The sequence below is a fragment of the Pseudomonas sp. HMSC067G02 genome (assembly GCF_001813485.1).
In the GTDB taxonomy this organism is placed as follows: Bacteria; Pseudomonadota; Gammaproteobacteria; order Pseudomonadales; family Pseudomonadaceae; genus Pseudomonas; species Pseudomonas aeruginosa.
The window spans coordinates 217,077-232,715 of the sequence record NZ_KV812700.1 but is presented as its reverse complement, the minus strand read 5'-3'; the positions used below and the strand labels follow the sequence as shown (position 1 = coordinate 232,715).

The window sequence follows — 15,639 nt, the reverse complement described above, 5'->3', positions numbered from 1 at the left end:
ACAGAGCCTTCCTGTCATTATTCGGCGGAGTCGGCCGGCAGTCGTGAACGATCCACCTCCGCCGGCTGACTAATGCTTTGCTTCCCACTGCCAGATGGATTGGACATGCTCGACACGAAACTGGAATCCCGGACTTTTCTCCTGTTGCTGGCGGTGGTCACGCTCGCCTTCGGCTGGCTCTTGCTGCCGTTCTACGGCGCGGTGTTCTGGGGCACCATCCTGGCGATCATCTTCGCCCCGGTGCAACGCCGCCTGCAGGTGCGTCTGAGGGATCGGAAGAACCTCGCCGCGCTGATCACCCTGCTGATCTGCGTGCTGATCGTGATCATCCCGGTGATCTTCATCGCCGGTTCGCTGGTGCAGGAAGGCGCGAGCGTCTACCAGCGGGTCAAGTCCGGCGAACTGAACTTCGCCGCCTACCTGCAGCAGGCGGTGGCCGCCTTGCCGCCATCGGTGCACCAGTGGCTGGAGCGCTTCGACCTGGCCAATCTCTCGAGCCTGCAGGAGAAGCTCTCCTCGGTGGCGATGCAGGCCAGCCAGGTGGTGGCGACCAAGGCGTTCAGCATCGGCCAGAACACCCTCGACTTCGTCATCAGCTTCGGCATCATGCTCTACCTGCTGTTCTTCCTCCTTCGCGACGGTCGCGTGCTCGGCCGGCGGATCAAGCAGGCGGTGCCGCTGAGCCAGGAACACAAGCACCACCTGTTCGCCAAGTTCACCACGGTGATCCGCGCCACGGTGAAGGGCAACATCGCCGTGGCTGCCACCCAGGGCGCTCTCGGCGGCCTGATCTTCTGGGTGCTGGGCATCGAGGGCGCCTTGCTCTGGGGCACCCTGATGGCCTTCCTGTCGCTGCTGCCGGCCATCGGCGCGGCGCTGATCTGGGCGCCGGTGGCGGCCTATTTCCTGCTCACCGGGGCGATCTGGCAGGGCGTAGTGCTGATCCTGTTCTGCGTGGTGGTGATCGGCCTGGTGGACAACATCCTGCGCCCGATCCTGGTCGGCAAGGACACCAAGATGCCGGACTACGTGGTGCTGATCTCCACCCTCGGCGGCATGGCCCTGTTCGGCCTCAACGGCTTCGTCATCGGCCCGCTGATCGCCGCGCTGTTCATGGCCAGCTGGGACCTGTTCACTGGTCGCGAGGAAGAACCACAGGCCTGAGTCGCGCCCGTGGCAGACAAGCCCCGCGAATGCGGGGCTTGTTCGTTTCAGGCCTTGAAGGTCAGCCACGGACGCAAGCGCACCAGCGGCCGGATCAGCCCGGCACGCTCCTGGGTATCGATCACCGGCCCCACCGGCTTGTAGGCGCCCGGGGCCTCTTCGATGCGGCGCTCCTCACGGAGGGTCACACAGTGCCAGGGCAGCGCGCTGTCGCCCGGGCCTTTCAGCGCTCGTAGCGCCTGCCGGCGGATGCTGCGGCCGGCCCCATGGCTGCAGGACCATAGCCAGTCCGGGTGGCCCAGGCCGCTGGCGATGTACGAGTAGTCGCCCATCGAGCCGGGAATCAGCAGCAGGTCGCCCTGGCGGGCCGGCGTGGCGCCCTTGCGGTGGAGATTCAGGCCCTGTTCCTGGAGCACCACGTTGTGCGGGACGTCCACCAGCAGGGCGCTGTCGTCGCGCTGGAAGGTCTCGCGCAAGACCTTGCGCACCAGCTCCGCCAGCACCACCCGGTTCAGCCAGGCATAGCGCGCAGCGCCACCCATGGCCTGGAGGTATTCTCCGGCCAGCTCGCCGCCCAGCGCGTAGAGGCCGGACGCGGGGTGGCGTCGGCCGCGCGGCCAGGCGGTGCGGGCACGGTCCATCCAGCGCTGGCCGACGTGGAAGCCGACATCGCGCGAGCCGCTGTGGATCATCACCACCAGTTCGTCGGCCCTGAGGCCCAGGGCGAAGGCCTGGTGGCGGTCGAGCAGGCGGTCCACCACCTGCAACTCGACGAAGTGATTGCCGGAACCGGTGGTACCCAGGCCGGGATCGCGGATCAGGCTGCGGCGGCGATCGCGCAAGGCCTCGGGGGCATACTCGAGACGCCCGCCGAATTCATCCAGGCCGATGCAGCCCTGTAGCTCGCGGAACAGCCGCGCTTGGTCGACCTCGGCCCACAGGCCGTCTTCGCTGAGACGCTCCAGGCAGTGCCCGGGGCTTTCGGCGAACAGCGCTTCGAACGCCTGGACCCGCAATGGTACGTCGCGGCCGTTACGCAGCAGGACGTGGGTCAGGCCGGCGACCAGGGCTTGCCTGTGCTCCTCGGCGCTGGACAGGGTCAGGCCGGTACGCAGCAGGCGCATGCCGCAATTGATGTCGGTGCCGATGGCAGCGGGAATGACGAAGTCCGCCGTACTGGCGACGATGGAGCCGACCGGGGCGATGCTACCGGGATGGAAGTCCGGCGTGGCGCAGGCCTTGCAGACGTGCCCGGTGTCGCCGGGCGCCTGGACCGAGGCGAAGTCGAGCAACTGGCGCACGGCCTTTTCCTCCAGCGCGAAGCTAGCGGGCAGCAGGACCTGGGCCGAAGTACCGTCGTGACGACGGGTGAGGGTGACGATGTCCTGCTGGCGGTCGACGAGGATGCCGCTGCGCAGGAAGGCTTTTTCAAGCCGGGAATGTTTGGACATGACAGTGCCGCTCTACAGACGATGCGAAGCCGTCCGGTGGAAACCGGAGGCTGGCGTCTTTCCGCTCAGCAGCACAGGCGGGAAGGGAGCGCGGACTCTAAGGTCCGCGCGCGCCGCTGTCAACCGGCGGCGGACTTCGGCTTGAGCGCGCAGGTGGCGAGGAAGGTCGGCATGAAGCGGTCGATGACGAAGCGCGGGTGCGGTTGCCAGTCTTCGTAGAAATCCTGCAGCAGCAGGCCGGCGGCGAGCTGGCCGGCGATCTGCTGGGTCAGGCTATGGCCGAACACCAGGGCTTCGCCTTTCTCGCGCTTCGCCGCGAGGGCTTCGGCGGAGAGGCTTTCCAGGTCGGAGTAGGGCAGGCGATGTCGCGGCCGGATCAGGCCCTGCTCTGCCAGTTCCGGCGAGCGGTCCTCGATGAACAGCGCCGGGTTGTAGAAGCTCGCCAGCAGCTTGCCGCCCGGCCGCAGCACCCGCGCGCATTCGCGCCAGACCGGCAGGACATCGTCGACGTAGAGATTGGAGATGGGATTGAAGACCAGGTCGAAGGAGGCATCGGCGAAGGTCGAGAGGTCGCGCATGTCGCCCTGCACGCAGGCCAGTTCGAGGCGGTCGCGGGCGGCGACCTGGCGGTCCTTGTCCAGCTGTCCCGCCGAGGCGTCGAACAGCGTGACCCGTGCGCCGGCGGCGGCAAGGATCGGCGCTTGCTGGCCGCCGGCCGAGGCCAGGCAGAGGATCTCGCGGCCGCGTACGTCGCCCAGCCAGTGAGTGGGTAACGCGCCCGGGGTCAGCTTCACCGCCCAGTCGCCGCGGCGTGCGGCGGTGACCTCCTCGGCGCTGACCGGTCGCGACCATTCGCAGTCACGGGCGGCCTGGGCGTCCCAACTGGCGCTGTTGTGTCGCAGGACGTCGATATCGTGGAAGGTGGGCATGAGGCCTCCGGGTTCATCCATGGAGCGCGGAGCATGCCACGGCAGCGGGGGAGGGTGCGTGGGGCGGGCCAAAGAAAAACCCCGCCGAGGCGGGGTTTTCGTGGAGCGGGCGACTCAGCCGGCGAGGGCCAGGCCGGAATGCTGGAGGATTTCCAGCAGCGGCTGCGGGTAGACGCCGAGGAAGAACGCCAGCAGGGCGATGGCCACCAGCATGATGCCGCCGGCGCGCTGGCCCCAGTTGAACGGTGCGTCGTGCTGGCGGATGCCGGGCTCGACCAGGAACAGGGTGACCATGACCCGCAGGTAGTAGTACAGGCCGATGGCGCTGCCCAGCACCAGGGCGCCGATCAGCCACCACAGGTGCGACTCGACGCCGACCGCGATCACGTAGAACTTGCCGATGAAGCCGGCGGTCAGCGGGATGCCTGCCAGCGACAGCATCATCACGGTCATCACCGCGGTCAGCACCGGCCGGCGCCAGAACAGGCCGCGGTACTCGAACAGCGCATCGGCGTCGCGGCCGCTGTACGGGGTGGACATCAGGGTGATCACGCCGAACGCGCCGAGGGAGGTCAGTACGTAGGTGGCCAGGTAGACGCCGACCGCTTCCACGGCCATGCCCTTGCTGGCGATCAGGGCGACCAGCAGGTAGCCCAGGTGGGCGATGGACGAGTAGCCGAGCAGGCGCTTGATGTTGCTCTGGGTCAGTGCCAGCAGGTTGCCGAAGAGGATCGAGGCGACCGCGATGACGCTCAGGGAGATGTTCAGCAGTTGGTTGTCCAGGGCCGCCGGGGCGATCTGGAACAGCCGCAGCAGCACGGCGAACACCGCGACCTTGCTGGCGGTGGCGAGGAACGCCGAGACCGGCGCCGGGGCGCCTTCGTAGACATCCGGGGTCCACAGGTGGAAGGGCACCAGCGACAGCTTGAAGCCCAGGCCGACCAGCATCATGCCGACGCCAACGCTGACCAGCGGACCGCTCAGCACATGCTCGGCGACCTTGGCGCCAAGGCCGGCGAAGCCCAGGGTACCGGACTCGGCGTAGAGCAGGGCCATGCCGAACAGCAGGAAGGCGGAGCCGGCGGCCGAGAGCACGGTGTACTTGATGCCGGCTTCCAGCGAGCGCTTGTTGAAGAAGGCGTAGGCGACCATCCCGTAGACCGGGACCGAGAGCAGCTCCAGGCCGATGAACAGGCTGGCCAGGTGCTGCGCGCTGACCAGCACCAGGCCGCCGGCGGTGGCCAGCAGCAGGAGCAGGTACAGCTCTTCGCGGTTACCCGGATAGCTTTCCATGTAGGCGTGGGCGAGGGTCACGCAGGCCAGGGCGGAGACCAGCACCAGGGCCATGTAGAAGCAGGCGTAGTTGTCCACCAGCACCAGCGGGGTCACCTCGATCGGGGTGACGCCGAGGACCGGCAGCAGCGACAGCAGGGCCAGGTTGAGGCCGATCACCGAGAGAGTGGCGGTGAACGAGTGATTGCGTTTCCAGGCTACCGCCAGCATCACCACCACCAGGGTGGCGCTGGTGATCAGCAGTGGCAGGAGCGCGATGAAGTGTTGGATCGTAAAGGTCATTTCGCGACTACCGTCCTGCAAGGGTGGAAAGGGCTGCGCCCAGCCATTGCTGCACGCCGTGCATGCTGGCCGCGGAGATGTCCAGCACCGGCTGCGGGTAGACCCCGAGCAGGACCAGCAGGACCGCCAGGCCGAGCACCATGCTCAGTTCGCGGGCGTCGAGGCCGAGGATCGGCTCGTCGGACTGGCTGGGTCCGAAGTAGGCGCGGTGGATCATGATCAGCGAGTAGACCGAGGCGAAGACCAGGCCGAAGGTGGCGATCACGATGATCACCGGGACCACCTTGAAGGCGCCGATCAGGATCAGGAACTCGCCGACGAAGTTGCCGGTGCCGGGCAGGCCCAGCGACGCCGAGGCGAAGAACAGGCTGATCGCCGGCAGGTAGGGCATGCGCGACCACAGGCCGCCCATCTTGCGCATGTCGCGGGTATGCAGGCGCTCGTAGAGCTGGCCGCAGAGGATGAACAGCGCCGCGGCGGAGAGGCCGTGGGCGATCATCTGTACCACCACGCCCTGCAGCGCGACCTGGCTGCCGGAGTAGATGCCGATCATCACGAAGCCCATGTGCGAAACGCTGGAGTAGGCGACCAGGCGCTTGATGTCGGTCTGCGCGAAGGACAGCAGGGCACCGTAGAAGATGCCGATGATGCCGAGCCACATGGCGATCGGCGCGAATTCCGCCGAGGCGTTGGGGAACAGCGGCAGGGCGAAGCGGATCAGGCCGTAGGCGGCGGTCTTCAGGAGGATGCCGGCGAGGTCCACGGAGCCGGCGGTGGGCGCCTGGGCGTGGGCGTCCGGCAGCCAGGAATGCACCGGCACCACTGGCATCTTCACTGCGAAGGCGACGAAGAAGCCGAGCATCAGCAGCCATTCCACGTGGGGGCTCAGCTGGGTCTTCAGCAGGGTGGCGTAGTCGAAGGTGATCACGCCGGTGGCATTGAAGTTGACGAACACCAGGCCGAGGATCGCCACCAGCATCACCAGGCCGCTGGCCTGGGTGAAGATGAAGAACTTGGTGGCGGCGTAGATGCGGGTCTTCTTGCCGTCATCGGAGCTGTGTCCCCACAGCGCGATGAGGAAGTACATCGGCACCAGCATCATTTCCCAGAAGAAGAAGAACAGGAACAGGTCGATGGCGAGGAACACGCCGATCACACCGCCCAGGATCCACAGCAGGTTCAGATGGAAGAAGCCGATGCGGCGCTGGATCTCGTTCCACGAGCAGAGGACCGAGAGCACGCCGAGCAGGCCGGTGAGGGCGACCATCAGCAGCGACAGGCCATCCATCGCCAGGTGGACGCTGATGCCGAGACGCTCGATCCACAGCACCTTGAATTGCAGGGTCCATTCCGGCTCGCCGCCGGGCGCGGGCGCCAGCTGGAAGTCGCCGGTGGCCCAGATCCACAGGCTCAGGATCAGGACCAGGGTCATCGAAAGCAGCGCGATCCAGCGGGGCAGGGTCTTGCTGCTGTGTTCGGCGATCCAGCAGAGGAAACCGCCGATGAAGGGGATCAGGATTAGCCAGGGCAGAATCATGACAGGCTCAGTCTCTCCGTGAATTCGTTAGGCCAGCAGCAGCGCGCCGAGCAGGATGGCGGCGCCACCCACCAGGGAAGCGGCGTACCAGCGCAGGCGGCCGTTCTCGGTGAGGCTGAGGAGGTTGTGTCCGCCGCGCACGCTGAACGGAACGACGCCCAGGGTACGGTCGATGGGGTCGCGCCCCAGCAATTGGCAGAGCAGCAGGTAGGGTTTCACGAACAGCTTGTCGTACAGCCAGTCGAAGCCCCAGGCGTGGTACCACCAGGTACCGAAGAAGCGACCCGGGGCGCTCTTCGCCAGGGCGCTGACGAAGCGGCGCTGGCCGAGGAACAGCAGGCCGGCCAGCAGGATGCCGGCGATGGCGATGGCGCCCGAGGCCAGTTCCAGGCTGTGCTTGGCTTCGCCACCGGCGTGGCCGACGCTTTCCGGCAGGACGCCAGCCAGCGGCGGGGTGATCAGGGCGCCGACGAAGGTCGACAGGACGATCAGCACGCTGAGCGGCAACCAGTGGGAAATCCCGTGGCCGGCGTGGGCTTCGGTCTTCGGCTCGCCGTGGAAGGCGACGAAGATCAGGCGGAAGGTGTAGATCGAGGTCAGGAACGCACCCACCAGGCCGGCGATCAGCAGTTCGCGATGGCCGCTGGCGAAGGCCTCCCAGAGGATCTCGTCCTTGGAGTAGAAGCCCGCGGTGAGGAAGGGCAGGGCGGCCAGCGCCGCGCCGCCGACCACGAAGCTGGCGTAGGCCAGCGGCAGCTTCTTCCACAAGCCGCCCATCTTGAAGATGTTCTGCTCGTGGTGGCAGGCGATGATCACCGCGCCCGAGGCGAGGAACAGCAGGGCCTTGAAGAAGGCGTGGGTCATCAGGTGGAAGATCGCCGCGTCCCAGGCGCCGACGCCGAGGGCGAGGAACATGTAGCCGATCTGGCTCATGGTCGAGTAGGCGAGGATGCGCTTGATATCGGTCTGCACCAGGGCGGCGAAGCCGGCCAGGACCAGGGTCACCGCGCCGACGATGCCGACCAGTTCGAGGATGTCCGGGGCCAGGGTGAACAGGCCGTGGCAACGGGCGATCAGGTAGACGCCGGCGGTCACCATGGTGGCGGCGTGGATCAGCGCGGAGACCGGGGTCGGGCCGGCCATGGCGTCGGCCAGCCAGGTCTGCAGCGGCAGTTGGGCGGACTTGCCGACCGCGCCGCCGAGCAGGGCCAGGGTCGCCAGGGTCAGCCAGAGGTTGCCTTCCGGGAACTTCTGCGGCGCCAGCACCAGCAGCTCCTGGATGTTCAGGGTGCCGAACTGCTGGAACAGGATGAACAGGCCGAAAGCCATGAACACGTCGCCGACGCGGGTGACGATGAATGCCTTGAGCGCCGCGTTACCGTTGTTGCGATTGCTGTAGTAGAAGCCGATCAGCAGGTAGCTGCACAGGCCCACGCCTTCCCAGCCGAAGTAGAGGAACAGCAGGTTGTCGCCCAGCACCAGGAACAGCATGCTGGCAATGAACAGGTTGGTGTAGGCGAAGAAGCGCGAATAGCCGGTTTCGCCACGCATGTACCAGGAGGCGAACAGGTGGATCAGGAAGCCGACGCCGGTAACCACGCCGAGCATGGTTACCGAGAGGCCGTCCAGGTACAGGGTGAAGTTGGTGCTGAAGTCGCCGGCCGCCATCCACTGCCACAGCACCAGGCTGTAGGCGCCGCCTTCCGGCGGACTGCTGTGGAAGCTGAAGATGGCCCAGGCCGCGCTCAGGGCGGAGAGGCCGACCGAGCCGACGCCGACCAGCGCCGAAAGGTTTTCCGACCACCTGCCGCGGGAGAACGACAGCAGCAGGAAGCCGACCAGGGGGAACAGGAAGGTAAGAGGTAGAAGGTTCATCCGCGCATCTCGCTGGCAGCGTCGATATCGAGGGTGTGGAAGCGGCGATACAGTTGCAGCAGGATCGCCAGGCCGATGCTCGCTTCGGCGGCCGCGAGGCTCAGCACCAGGATGAACATCACCTGGCCGTCGGGCTGGCCCCAGCGGCTGCCGGCGACCACGAAGGCGAGGGCGGCGGCGTTCATCATCACTTCCAGGCTCATCAGTACGAACAGGATGTTGCGTCGCACCATCAAGCCGACCAGTCCGAGGGCGAACAGGACGCTGGCGAGGGCCAGGCCGTGTTCCAGTGGTATTGCGTTCATAGCGTTACGTTCCCTTGGGGCGGGCGCAGGGCGCCCGCCGAACCTTTATTGTTTGGCGTCTTGACGACCCAGGTGATAGGCAGCGACCAGGGCCGCGAGCAACAGCATGGAGGCCAGTTCGACCACCAGCAGGTACGGGCCGTAGAGGCTGATGCCGACCGCCTTGGCGTCTACCGTGGTATGGCCGATGCCGGCACCGCTCGGGGTGCGGGCGAGGACCACCAGCAGTTCCACCAGCAGGACCAGGGCCAGGGCCGAAGGCCCGACCCAGATGCCGGGCGTGAGCCACTTGCGCTCCTGCTCGACCACGGCCGGGCCGAGGTTGAGCATCATCACCACGAAGACGAACAGAACCATGATGGCGCCAGCGTAGACGATGATCTCCAGGGCTCCGGCGAAGGGTGCGCCGAGGCTGAAGAAGGTCATCGAGATGGCCAGCAGGGAAATGATCAGGTAGAGCAGGGCATGCACCGGGTTGCTGTTGGTGATGACCCGCAGCGTGGCCAGTACGGCGACGCCGGCAGCGAAATAGAAAGCGAATTCCACGCGACGTCTCCTTATGGCAGCAGGCTTTTCACGTTGATCGGTTCGGCTTCGTTCTGCGCGGCGCCTTTCGGCTTGCCGGCGATCGCCATCCCCGCAACGCGGTAGTAGTTGTAGTCCGGGTTCTTGCCCGGCCCGGAGATCAGCAGGTCGTGCTTCTCGTAGACCAGGTCCTGGCGCTTGAACTCGCCCATCTCGAAGTCCGGGGTGAGCTGGATCGCGGTGGTCGGGCAGGCTTCCTCGCACAGGCCGCAGAAGATGCAGCGCGAGAAGTTGATGCGGAAGAACTCCGGATACCAGCGACCGTCCTCGGTCTCGGCCTTCTGCAGGGAGATGCAGCCAACCGGACAGGCCACGGCGCACAGGTTGCAGGCTACGCAGCGTTCCTCGCCGTCGGGGTCGCGGGTCAGGACGATCCGGCCACGATAGCGCGGTGGCAGGTAGACCGGCTCTTCGGGGTATTGCAGGGTATCGCGCTTGCGGAAGGCATGGCCGAAGATCATCACCAGGCTGCGAAGCTGGGTGAAGGTGCCATGCACGACGTTGATGATTTCTTTGATCACGGTGGTTCTCCTTACTGGGCCGCGGCCAGCACGAGCGCGCCGGTCACCAGCAGGTTGATCAGGGTCAGCGGCAGGCACACCTTCCAGCTGAACGCCATCACCTGGTCATAGCGCGGACGCGGCAGCGAGGCGCGGATCAGGATGAAGAGCATGATGAAGAAGCCGGTCTTGGCGGCGAAGTAGAAGAACGACAGCCAGGGCAGGGTGTCCAGGAACGGACCGTGCCAGCCGCCGAAGAACAGGGTCGCCAGCAGCGCCGAGACCAGCACGATGCCGATGTACTCGCCGACGAAGAACATGCCCCATTTCATCCCGGCGTACTCGATGTGGTAGCCGTCCGCCAGTTCCTGCTCCGCTTCCGGCTGGTCGAACGGGTGACGGTGGGTCACGGCGACGCCGGCGATGATGAAGGTGCAGAAGCCGAAGAACTGCGGAATGATGAACCAGACGTTGTCGATCTGGTACTGGACGATGTCGCGCATGTTGAACGAGCCGACCTGGGCGACGATGCCCATCAGCGACAGGGCCAGGAACACCTCGTAGGAGATGGTCTGGGCCGAGGCGCGCAGGCTGCCGAGCAGGGCGAACTTGTTGTTGCTCGACCAGCCGGCGAACAGCACGGCGTACACCGTCAGGCCGGCCATGGCGAAGAAGAACAGGATGCCGATGTTCAGGTCCGCCACGCCCCAGGTGGGGGTGATCGGCACGATGGCGAAGGCGACGAGCAGGGCGCCCATCGCGATCACCGGGGCCAGGGTGAAGATCATCTTGTCGGCGAACGGCGGGGTCCAGTCCTCCTTGAAGAACATCTTGACCATGTCCGCGCCGAGCTGGAACGCACCGAACGGACCGACCCGGTTGGGGCCGTAGCGGTCCTGCCAGAGGCCGAGCAGGCGGCGCTCGACCCAACTGAGCAGGGCGCCGCAGATGACCACGGCGAGCAGCACCACGATGGCCTTGACCACGGTGAGGATGATGGTGACCAGAGCGGGAGTCAGCCAACTCATTGTGCAGCCTCCTGCAGACCTTCCACGGAGCAGCCGGCGATCGCCGCCGGGATGCCGGCGAAGCCGACCGGCAGGCCGATCAGGCCGGCGCCGAGTTGTTCATCGATGCGCAGCGGCAGGCGCAGGGCCTGGCCCTTGAGCTGGAAGCCGAGGGTCGCGCCGTCGTTGACGCCGAGGCGGTCCGCGTCTTCCTTGGACAGGGCGACGTAGGTCTCCGGGATGCGCTGCTGGATCGGCGCGGCCCGCGAGCTGTTTTCCTCGCTACCGAACAGGTGGTACAGAGGCACTACCTTCCAGCTGTCGGCCTTGGCGCTGAACGGCACCGGCACGGCCTGGAACCAGTCGAGGCCTTCGCCCTTCGGTTCGATCAGGCGCACGCCGGGGTCGCCGGCGCGCAGGTGGCCGCCGACCTCGTCCTGGAACTTGTTCCAGGCCTGCGGCGAGTTCCAGCCCGGCGACCAGGCGAACGGGATCTGCTGACGGTCTTCCTGGCTGCCGGAGTAGCCTTCCATGGAGAAGGCGAACGCCGAGTCGATGTCCTGCGGGGTGCGCGGCTCGTGCACGCTGATGTTGGCGCGCATGGCGGTGCGCCCGCTGTAGCGGTGCGGTTCGCGGGCCAGCTTGAGGCCCTTGATGCGGAACGAGGCGGCCGGTGCGGCGTCGCGGATACCGGCCAGGATCGGCTTGGCCTCGGCCACGGCTTCGGTGACGTGGTCCAGCTGGGTCCAGTCGACGCGCTTGCCTTGCAGGGTGCTGTGGATCGCATGCAGCCAGCGCCAGCCCTCGCGGACCATGTTCCTGGCGTCGTAGTAGGTCGGGTCGAACACCTGGAAGAAGCGCTGGGCGCGGCCTTCCTGGCTGACCAGGGTGCCGTCGCCTTCGGCGAAGCTGGCCGCCGGCAGCACCAGGTGCGCCTTGGCGGTGGTGGCGGTCTGCTGGTGATCGGCGACGATCACCACCCTGGCCGCCGCCAGGGCTGCGTCGACACGGGCGGCGTCGGTGCGGCGGTAGAGATCGTTCTCCAGCACCACCACGGCGTCGGCCTGTCCGGAGGTCAGTCGCTCGAGCGCGGCTTCCACGGAGTCGCCGCCGAAGAGCGCCAGGCCGAGGCTGTTGGCTTCGCCGACCACCAGGCTGATGGAACCGTTCTTCTCGCGCTGCTTGAGGGCCTTGGCGATGTTCGCCGCGGCTTCGATCAATGCCTTGTTGCCCAGCGAGTTGCCGGACACTACCAGCGGACGCTTGGCCGCCAGCAGGGCATCGGCGATGCGCTGGGCGAAGGCCTGGGCCTGCGGGTCGAGGTCGGCCACGGACGGGGCGCTTGGGTCGATCGCGTGGGCCACGGCGAAGCCGAGGCGAGCGAGATCGTCCGGCGCGGCGTGGACGGTTTCCTCGGCCACGTCGTCGAGGCGGGTCGCGCTGACGCTGGCGATGAACAGCGGGTTCTGCGCATGCTGGGCGATGTTCTTCACCGCGGCGTCGAGCCACGGCTGGACCTTCATGTCGGCGGCCATCTCGACGGCCTTGCCCTTCACCGACTGGCGCAGGGCCAGGGCGATGCGGGCGGCGGTCTGGGTCAGGTCCTCGCCGAGGACGAAGACCGCGTCGTGGTCCTCGATGTCGCGGATGCTCGGCACCGGCAGCGGGCCTTCCTGCATGACCTGCAGGATCAGGCGCAGGCGGTCGAGCTCGCCTTCGTTGATGCCGCTGTAGAAGTTGCCTTCGCCAACCAGCTCGCGCAGGGCGAAGTTGCTTTCCAGGCTGGCGCGCGGCGAACCGATGCCGACCACCTTGCGCTCCTTCAGCAGGGCGGCGGCCTGGTCGAGGGCGCCGTCCAGGCTCAGCTTCTGCTTGCTCAGCACCAGCAGCGGCTGGCGCGGACGGTCTTCGCGGTTGACGTAGCCGTAGCCGAAGCGACCGCGGTCGCAGAGGAAGTAGTGGTTGACCGAGCCGTTGTAGCGGTTCTCGATGCGGCGGATCTCGCCGTAGCGCTCGCCGGGGCTGATGTTGCAGCCGCTGGAGCAGCCGTGGCAGATGCTCGGGGCGAACTGCATGTCCCACTTGCGGTTGTAGCGCTCGGAGTGGGTCTTGTCGGTGAACACGCCGGTGGGGCAGACCTCGGTGAGGTTGCCGGAGAACTCGCTTTCCAGCACGCCGTCCTCGACCCGTCCGAAGTAGACGTTGTCGTGGGCGCCGTAGACGCCGAGGTCGGTGCCGCCGGCGTAGTCCTTGTAGTAGCGCACGCAGCGGTAGCAGGCGATGCAGCGGTTCATCTCGTGGGCGATGAACGGGCCGAGTTCCTGGTTCTGGTGGGTGCGCTTGGTGAAGCGGTACCGGCGCTCGTTGTGGCCGGTCATCACCGTCATGTCCTGCAGGTGGCAGTGACCGCCTTCCTCGCACACCGGGCAGTCGTGCGGGTGGTTGGTCATCAGCCATTCGACGACGCTGGCGCGGAACTGCTTGGCCTCTTCGTCTTCGATGGAGATCCAGGTGTTGTCGGTGGCGGGGGTCATGCAGGACATGACGAGGCGACCACGCTTGTCGTTCTCGTCGGTGTACTGCTTCACCGCGCACTGGCGGCAGGCGCCGACGCTACCGAGCGCCGGGTGCCAGCAGAAGTAGGGAATGTCGAGACCGAGGGACAGACAGGCCTGCAGGAGGTTGTCTGCACCATCGACTTCGAGCGTCTTGCCGTCTACGTGGATAGTGGCCATGGTTCAAGTCTTCGTTGGCCCGTTGTCAGCGGGCGTGGCTAATAGAAACTCACGGTTCCGTCGGGCCTGCGGCCGGGCCGCGGCACGACGACGAAACATCGCCGGACGGCTGGCCGTCCGGCTGCAAAGCATCAGGCGCCGACCGTTGCCGGGCGCGGCGCGGCCGAAGGCTGGCGGGAGATGCCCGCCTCGAATTCGGCACGGAAATACTTGAGGGCGCTGCCCAGCGGCTCGACGGCTCCCGGCGCATGGGCGCAGAAGGTCTTGCCTGGGCCGAGGAAGTTGACCAGTTGCTCGAGGGTCTCGAGGTCGCCGGGCTGGCCTTCGCCACGCTCTAGGGCGCGCAGCAGCTTTACGCTCCACGGCAGGCCGTCGCGGCAGGGGGTGCACCAGCCGCAGGACTCGCGGGCGAAGAACTCTTCCATGTTGCGCAGCAGGGAAACCATGTTGATGCTGTCGTCCACCGCCATGGCCAGGCCGGTGCCCATCCGGGTGCCGACCTTGGCGATGCCGCCGGCGAACATCTGCGCATCCAGGTGCTCCGGGAGCAGGAAGCCGGTACCGGCGCCGCCGGGCTGCCAGGCCTTGAGCTGGAAGCCGTCGCGCATGCCGCCGGCGTAGTCCTCGAACAGCTCGCGGGCGCTGACGCCGAACGGCAGTTCCCACAGGCCGGGGTTCTTCACCTTGCCGGAGAAGCCCATCAGCTTGGTGCCCATGTCTTCGCTGCCGGGGCGGGCCAGGGTCTTGTACCAGTCCACGCCGTTGCCGACGATGGCCGGCACGTTGCACAGCGTCTCCACGTTGTTCACGCAGGTCGGCTTGCCCCAGACGCCGACGGCGGCGGGGAAGGGCGGCTTGGAACGCGGGTTGGCGCGGCGGCCTTCCAGCGAGTTGATCAGCGCGGTCTCTTCGCCGCAGATGTAGCGGCCGGCACCGGTGTGGACGAACAGCTCGAAATCGAAGCCGCTGCCGAGGATGTTCTTGCCGAGCAGGCCGGCGGCCTTGGCTTCGTCGATGGCGCGGTTGAGGTTGCGCGCCGCGTCGACGTATTCGCCGCGCAGGAAGATGTAGCCGCGGTAGGCCTTCAACGCACGCGCGGAAATCAGCATGCCTTCCACCAGCAGGTGCGGCAGCTGCTCCATGAGCATGCGGTCCTTCCAGGTGTTCGGCTCCATCTCGTCCGCGTTGCACAGCAGGTAGCGGATGTTCAGCGACTCGTCCTTCGGCATCAGGCCCCACTTCACGCCGGTGGGGAAGCCCGCGCCGCCGCGGCCCTTGAGGCCGGAGTCCTTGACGGTCTGGACGATGTCGTCCTGGGCCATCTGGGTCAGCGCCTTGCGCGCCGCGGCATAGCCGTCCTTGCTCTGATATTCCTCGAGCCAGATGGGCTGGGCGTCTTCGCGCAGGCGCCAGGTCAGCGGATGGGTTTCCGCCGAACGCGCCATGCGGTTGGCCGGACCAATGGAGGTAAGGGTCATACGTAGGCCTCCAGCAGTTTGGCGACACCGTCGGGACGCACGTCGCCATGGGTGTCGTCGTCGATCATCAGCGCCGGGGCCTTGTCGCAGTTGCCCAGGCAGCAGACCGGGAGCAGGGTGAAGCGTCCGTCGGCGGTAGTCTGGCCGAGACCGATGCCGAGTTGCTTCTGGATCTCGCCGACCACCGACTCGTGGCCGCCGATGTAGCAGACCATGCTGTCGCAGACGCGGATGATGTGGCGGCCCACCGGCTGGCGGAATATCTGACTATAGAAGGTGGCGACGCCTTCGACGTCGCTGGCCGGGATCCCCAGCACCTCGCCGATCGCCGGGATGGCGCCGTCCGGCACCCAGCCGCGCTGCTTCTGGACGATCTTCAGGGCTTCGATGGACGCCGCGCGCGGGTCCTCGTAGTGATGCATTTCATGCTCGATGGACGAGCGCTCGGTTTCGCTGAGGACGAAACGGTCGGTCTGAATCAGGTTGCTCTGGCTCATG

At 66.7% G+C, this 15,639-nt stretch carries 13 protein-coding genes; 1 reads left to right on the top strand and 12 read right to left on the bottom strand.

Annotated features, from left to right (window positions below; all coding sequences use genetic code 11):
• Positions 1-105: 105 nt before the first annotated feature.
• Positions 106-1,164, top strand: a complete 1,059-nt coding sequence (locus HMPREF2914_RS22185) for an AI-2E family transporter (RefSeq protein WP_003090487.1) — start codon at positions 106-108, stop codon at positions 1,162-1,164.
• Positions 1,165-1,211: 47 nt separating this feature from the next.
• On the opposite strand, the gene HMPREF2914_RS22180 is transcribed toward HMPREF2914_RS22185, so the two are convergent.
• The 12 genes from HMPREF2914_RS22180 to nuoE form a co-directional block, all read right to left on the bottom strand.
• Complete coding sequence (locus tag HMPREF2914_RS22180; RefSeq protein ID WP_023091673.1) at positions 1,212-2,615, bottom strand: RtcB family protein; 1,404 nt, start codon at positions 2,613-2,615, stop codon at positions 1,212-1,214.
• Positions 2,616-2,734: 119 nt separating this feature from the next.
• On the bottom strand, positions 2,735-3,544 hold the full coding sequence (locus HMPREF2914_RS22175) for a class I SAM-dependent methyltransferase (protein WP_023091674.1): 810 nt from the start codon (positions 3,542-3,544) through the stop codon (positions 2,735-2,737).
• 114 nt (positions 3,545-3,658) lie between these two features.
• Positions 3,659-5,119, bottom strand: coding sequence for an NADH-quinone oxidoreductase subunit NuoN (nuoN, locus tag HMPREF2914_RS22170; RefSeq protein WP_003090482.1), 1,461 nt, complete (start codon positions 5,117-5,119; stop codon positions 3,659-3,661).
• Between the two features lie 7 nt (positions 5,120-5,126).
• A complete protein-coding gene (gene nuoM, locus HMPREF2914_RS22165) occupies positions 5,127-6,656 on the bottom strand; it encodes an NADH-quinone oxidoreductase subunit M (protein WP_003090479.1) in 1,530 nt (509 codons plus the stop codon).
• Positions 6,657-6,683: 27 nt separating this feature from the next.
• The gene (gene nuoL / locus HMPREF2914_RS22160; RefSeq protein WP_003090477.1) at positions 6,684-8,531 is read right to left on the bottom strand and encodes an NADH-quinone oxidoreductase subunit L; all 1,848 of its coding nucleotides are present in this window, start codon (positions 8,529-8,531) and stop codon (positions 6,684-6,686) included.
• Complete coding sequence (gene nuoK / locus HMPREF2914_RS22155; RefSeq protein WP_003090475.1) at positions 8,528-8,836, bottom strand: NADH-quinone oxidoreductase subunit NuoK; 309 nt, start codon at positions 8,834-8,836, stop codon at positions 8,528-8,530. Before nuoK ends, nuoL begins: the two co-directional genes overlap by 4 nt.
• A 45-nt stretch (positions 8,837-8,881) precedes the next feature.
• Positions 8,882-9,382 (bottom strand): NADH-quinone oxidoreductase subunit J, encoded by a 501-nt coding sequence (gene nuoJ, locus HMPREF2914_RS22150; protein WP_003090473.1) that lies wholly within the window; start codon positions 9,380-9,382, stop codon positions 8,882-8,884.
• A gap of 11 nt (positions 9,383-9,393) precedes the next feature.
• The gene (gene nuoI / locus HMPREF2914_RS22145; protein ID WP_003090467.1) at positions 9,394-9,942 is read right to left on the bottom strand and encodes an NADH-quinone oxidoreductase subunit NuoI; all 549 of its coding nucleotides are present in this window, start codon (positions 9,940-9,942) and stop codon (positions 9,394-9,396) included.
• Positions 9,943-9,953: 11 nt separating this feature from the next.
• Positions 9,954-10,949 carry an NADH-quinone oxidoreductase subunit NuoH gene (gene nuoH / locus HMPREF2914_RS22140; RefSeq protein WP_003090465.1) on the bottom strand — a complete coding sequence of 332 codons (996 nt, stop codon included), beginning with the start codon at positions 10,947-10,949 and terminating at the stop codon, positions 9,954-9,956.
• Positions 10,946-13,663, bottom strand: a complete 2,718-nt coding sequence (gene nuoG, locus HMPREF2914_RS22135) for an NADH-quinone oxidoreductase subunit NuoG (RefSeq protein ID WP_003131098.1) — start codon at positions 13,661-13,663, stop codon at positions 10,946-10,948. The genes nuoH and nuoG overlap by 4 nt, the downstream gene beginning before the upstream one ends.
• A 131-nt stretch (positions 13,664-13,794) precedes the next feature.
• Entirely contained in the window at positions 13,795-15,141 is a 1,347-nt protein-coding gene (nuoF, locus tag HMPREF2914_RS22130) for an NADH-quinone oxidoreductase subunit NuoF (RefSeq protein WP_023091675.1), read from the bottom strand.
• Entirely contained in the window at positions 15,138-15,638 is a 501-nt protein-coding gene (gene nuoE / locus HMPREF2914_RS22125) for an NADH-quinone oxidoreductase subunit NuoE (RefSeq protein WP_003090460.1), read from the bottom strand. Before nuoE ends, nuoF begins: the two co-directional genes overlap by 4 nt.
• Position 15,639 lies beyond the last annotated feature (1 nt).

Excerpts from the sequence above, each read along its gene's own strand:
- HMPREF2914_RS22185 (WP_003090487.1), top strand. The coding sequence starts at position 106 with ATGCTCGACACGAAACTGGAATCCCGGACTTTTCTCCTGTTGCTGGCG.
- HMPREF2914_RS22180 (WP_023091673.1), bottom strand. The coding sequence starts at position 2,615 with ATGTCCAAACATTCCCGGCTTGAAAAAGCCTTCCTGCGCAGCGGCATC.
- HMPREF2914_RS22175 (WP_023091674.1), bottom strand. The coding sequence starts at position 3,544 with ATGCCCACCTTCCACGATATCGACGTCCTGCGACACAACAGCGCCAGT.
- nuoN (WP_003090482.1), bottom strand. The coding sequence starts at position 5,119 with ATGACCTTTACGATCCAACACTTCATCGCGCTCCTGCCACTGCTGATC.
- nuoM (WP_003090479.1), bottom strand. The coding sequence starts at position 6,656 with ATGATTCTGCCCTGGCTAATCCTGATCCCCTTCATCGGCGGTTTCCTC.
- nuoL (WP_003090477.1), bottom strand. The coding sequence starts at position 8,531 with ATGAACCTTCTACCTCTTACCTTCCTGTTCCCCCTGGTCGGCTTCCTG.
- nuoK (WP_003090475.1), bottom strand. The coding sequence starts at position 8,836 with ATGAACGCAATACCACTGGAACACGGCCTGGCCCTCGCCAGCGTCCTG.
- nuoH (WP_003090465.1), bottom strand. The coding sequence starts at position 10,949 with ATGAGTTGGCTGACTCCCGCTCTGGTCACCATCATCCTCACCGTGGTC.
- nuoG (WP_003131098.1), bottom strand. The coding sequence starts at position 13,663 with ATGGCCACTATCCACGTAGACGGCAAGACGCTCGAAGTCGATGGTGCA.
- nuoF (WP_023091675.1), bottom strand. The coding sequence starts at position 15,141 with ATGACCCTTACCTCCATTGGTCCGGCCAACCGCATGGCGCGTTCGGCG.
- nuoE (WP_003090460.1), bottom strand. The coding sequence starts at position 15,638 with ATGAGCCAGAGCAACCTGATTCAGACCGACCGTTTCGTCCTCAGCGAA.